Origin of the sequence: Burkholderia sp. Bp8963 (genome assembly GCF_003854275.1) — a bacterium.
Lineage (GTDB): Bacteria > Pseudomonadota > Gammaproteobacteria > Burkholderiales > Burkholderiaceae > Burkholderia.
The window spans coordinates 1-3129 of sequence record NZ_QTQP01000117.1; the positions used below are offsets into that span (position 1 = coordinate 1).

Below are 3129 nucleotides of genomic sequence, written 5' to 3' on the forward strand. Positions count from 1 at the left end.
CGGTGGTCTCGCTCGACCCGCAATTGGGAATTGAAGGACGAAGTCTGGCTCAATCCGGAGCGCACGCCCCGGGCCGAATTAAAGCAGTGCGCGTGAAGTGGCGCGACAACTACGTTGACAAACACCGACCGCAAGGCCCGTGAGGTTGCGCCACGTCCAGCGAAACGGCGTGCATGGAAACGCAAGCAGTCGTCATCGACACATATTGTCAAAATAGTGCACGTCGTATACAGTTGCACAAAGTGCATTACGTAAGGTTTCATGCAGAGCGGACCGACACCCGCGCCAGTCGAGCCGCCATGCGAAACCTTCGATGTTCAACCCCCGGCATTGGAGTGACGTTGGTGCATCACACGCTATCGACCTTACTCAGCGCGATCTACGACCTTGGCTTCGCGTTGTTCCATTTGACCTTTTGGCGCTGGTTCAAGTGGCCGCAGTCTCTCGAGAAAAGCGGGAGACTCAATCAGGGCATCACCCAGACACTTAACGTGATGTTGAGTTACGTGTTCGTTGTCTACGCGGCATCGCTTGTCCTGGCTGCAACGCAAACCCGGGGGCCGCTTGCGCTGGCAGGAAGCGGATTCTGGTTGTTGAGGGCGATTGCACAACCCGTGCTGTTTGCCAGAACGCGCTTGAGCTGGATCCTGGTGGCAGTGTTCGCGCTTGGTGCGGGCCTGCATGCCATCACTTACGTTGACGCTACAAAGATGGGCGACGAGGCGTTGTCATCGGCCAAACCGCTTTCGTGAAAGCGGTGTCAGCGCACTTCCGGTTGCCGGATTTTCCCGGTGTTAGAGAAGTTTCCCGAACCGCTGTCCAACATCACCATGAATGCCGACCAGCTCTTCCAGCAAGCACGTGAAATCGTCAGCAACTGCGCGCTCTGTTTTATGTCTTCGAACGACGCGTCCGGTCAGATCAACTCCAGAGTCGTCGAAATCCTGGAAATCGGAAACGACCTCACGATTCGTTTCATGACCGATTCGAGAACGCGTAAAGCGTTGGAGATCAGCCAGGGGAGTGCGATCAGTCTGTCCTTCCTCAGTATGGCTGACCGCGGATACGTGACGATCGGAACCGTTCCGGTCGTCTCCGCGGACACTGCGTTGAAGCGGCGCATCTGGAAAGAGTCGTTGTCCACATGGTTTCCAGATGGGCCGGACGATCCTTACGTGATCGCCGTAACCTGCAAGCCGGTTTGGGTCGAACTGTGGTCGCGCATGCGGGGGATCGCGCCTGATCCGCTGGGCCTCAACTCGGTCCGGCTGATTCGGGAGGATGGCGACTGGCACGCTCAGCATACGTTTCCAGCCATTCGCGAATCATTGCGAGAGGGATCTGTATGACGCGCAATGACGAGCAGTCTGCCGTCGTCATCGGTGCCGGCCTGGCCGGCCTGTCTGCTGCGCTGCTGCTGGCGCGCAATGACAGACCGGTCGTCGTCGTGGAAGCATCGGACGAAGCCGGCGGCTGCTGTTCCACCACGACGAGCGACGGGTTCACGTTCAACAACGGCGCGGTGTATGTCGCGGTGCCGTCGCTGATTCGCGCGTCTTTCCGGCGCCTCGGTCTCGACTTCGATCGCGAGGTTCCGATGGTGGCCATCGAGCGCCCTCACGTCACGCATCTGGAGAATGGAACGGCCGTTCATCTGTCCAGCGCCGATGCGTCCTGCGTGGAAGGCGATCGGGCGGATTCGCGGACACGGCAACTGCGTGACGGTCTCGGCAGGCTCCAGCAGCAATGGGGGCCCGTCTATCGCACGCTGGTTGATGAAGTGCTGCCGCAGGAGCCTTCGCTTCTGCGGACGTTGAGCAAGCTGTGGCGCTACCTGCCGCGCATGAGCGGGCAGGCCAGCCGTCTGCTCGAAGCGCACTTTGCCGATGCCGACCTGCAGGCGGCGGTTGCATCGACGCTGCTCTACACCGGGCGATCCCCCGATCGTCTTCCGGCAACGCAGATCATCGGCCTGGTTGCCATGCTGGAAGAGGGATTCCATTTGCCGCGCGCAGGGATGGGCGCCATCAGTTCCGCGATGACGCGCGAGTTGTCCAGGCGATCGGTGCCGATCCGGTTCGGTGCCCATGTCCGCGAAATCGTCGTGGAGAACGGGGCCGCACGCGGCATCGTGCTTGCCGATGGCGAGCGCATCGCGACGGATTGCGTCGTCGCGACGTGTTCGGGTTTCGAAGTGGTGCGCCACTTGTTGTCCGATCATGCGGTGCCACGACAGCTGGCGCTGAAGGCTCGCGCAGCGCCGCTGTCGCATCGCGCGATTTCGATTCAGGTTGGCGGCCCGGGTGCCGTGCTGCCGCGCGCCTTCATCACCAATCATGTTCCGTCGATGCGGCAGCAGGGGGCCTTGCATGCGTCGACGCCTGGCGTGCCTCGCTGGCTCGCCTATACCTGTCCGTCGCTGGTGTTGCCGGAGCTGGCGCCGAACGGCAAGGCCGTGCTGGAGTTGTATGCGCCAGCGACGGGAATCCACTCCGCATCGGAATGGACAAGCGCGATGACAGAGGCTGCGGTCGGCGACTATCTCGGCGCGATACAGGCGCATCTTCCCGGCCTTTGCATCGAAAGTGTCCGCGTATCGGATCCGCGGGATTTCGCGGGCGGGCGGCATTTGTACGAAGGGGCGCTCTACGGCATTGCGCCGGGCACGACGCCTGACAAGTTGTTTCCGCATCGGGCTGGGCTGCGCGGCCTTTATCTCGGCGGACAAACGACGTTTCCGGGGTATGGCGTACCCACGGCCATGCTGTCCGGGATTCAGGCTGCCGAAGCGGCCGTGCGGGACATGCGCGGGAATGCGTGACCTGGGGGCGCGTGCCCGAAACCCGCATCAATTCGGCAATCTGTGCTGCCCACCGGCGCCCATTTAATGACCAAACCGCAAGACCTAGGGAAACACTGCACAACTCGCCTGCGTATGTGTTTGCAATGAATCGCCGAGCGGGAGAGCATGTAGCACATGAAACAAGCTGACCTTGGACTGCACCTGTCGACGAAGCGCACACGCAAGCGCGAATTTCTGGACGAGATGAACCGGGTGGTGCCGTGGACCGACCTGGTGATGCTGATCGCGCCGTATGCGCCGGAAGGCAAGCGCGGACGGCCTCCGTT

3 protein-coding genes and 1 pseudogene are annotated in these 3129 nt (G+C 61.5%); all 4 read left to right on the top strand.

Translation table 11 applies throughout. The features are described 5' to 3' along the window. The first annotated feature begins 341 nt into the window (after positions 1 to 341). Complete coding sequence (locus DID96_RS37415) at positions 342 to 752, top strand: hypothetical protein (protein ID WP_124604309.1); 411 nt, start codon at positions 342 to 344, stop codon at positions 750 to 752. Positions 753 to 791: 39 nt separating this feature from the next. Further along, a complete protein-coding gene (locus tag DID96_RS37420) occupies positions 792 to 1349 on the top strand; it encodes a pyridoxamine 5'-phosphate oxidase family protein (RefSeq protein WP_124604311.1) in 558 nt (185 codons plus the stop codon). Beyond that, on the top strand, positions 1346 to 2821 hold the full coding sequence (locus DID96_RS37425; RefSeq protein ID WP_124604313.1) for an NAD(P)/FAD-dependent oxidoreductase: 1476 nt from the start codon (positions 1346 to 1348) through the stop codon (positions 2819 to 2821). The genes DID96_RS37420 and DID96_RS37425 overlap by 4 nt, the downstream gene beginning before the upstream one ends. A 156-nt stretch (positions 2822 to 2977) precedes the next feature. Then, a pseudogene (locus tag DID96_RS37430) lies at positions 2978 to 3129 on the top strand (IS5/IS1182 family transposase); the annotation flags it as partial.

Bases quoted from the DNA above. Each gene is read 5' to 3' on its own strand.
- DID96_RS37425 (WP_124604313.1), top strand. From the start codon at position 1,346: ATGACGCGCAATGACGAGCAGTCTGCCGTCGTCATCGGTGCCGGCCTG.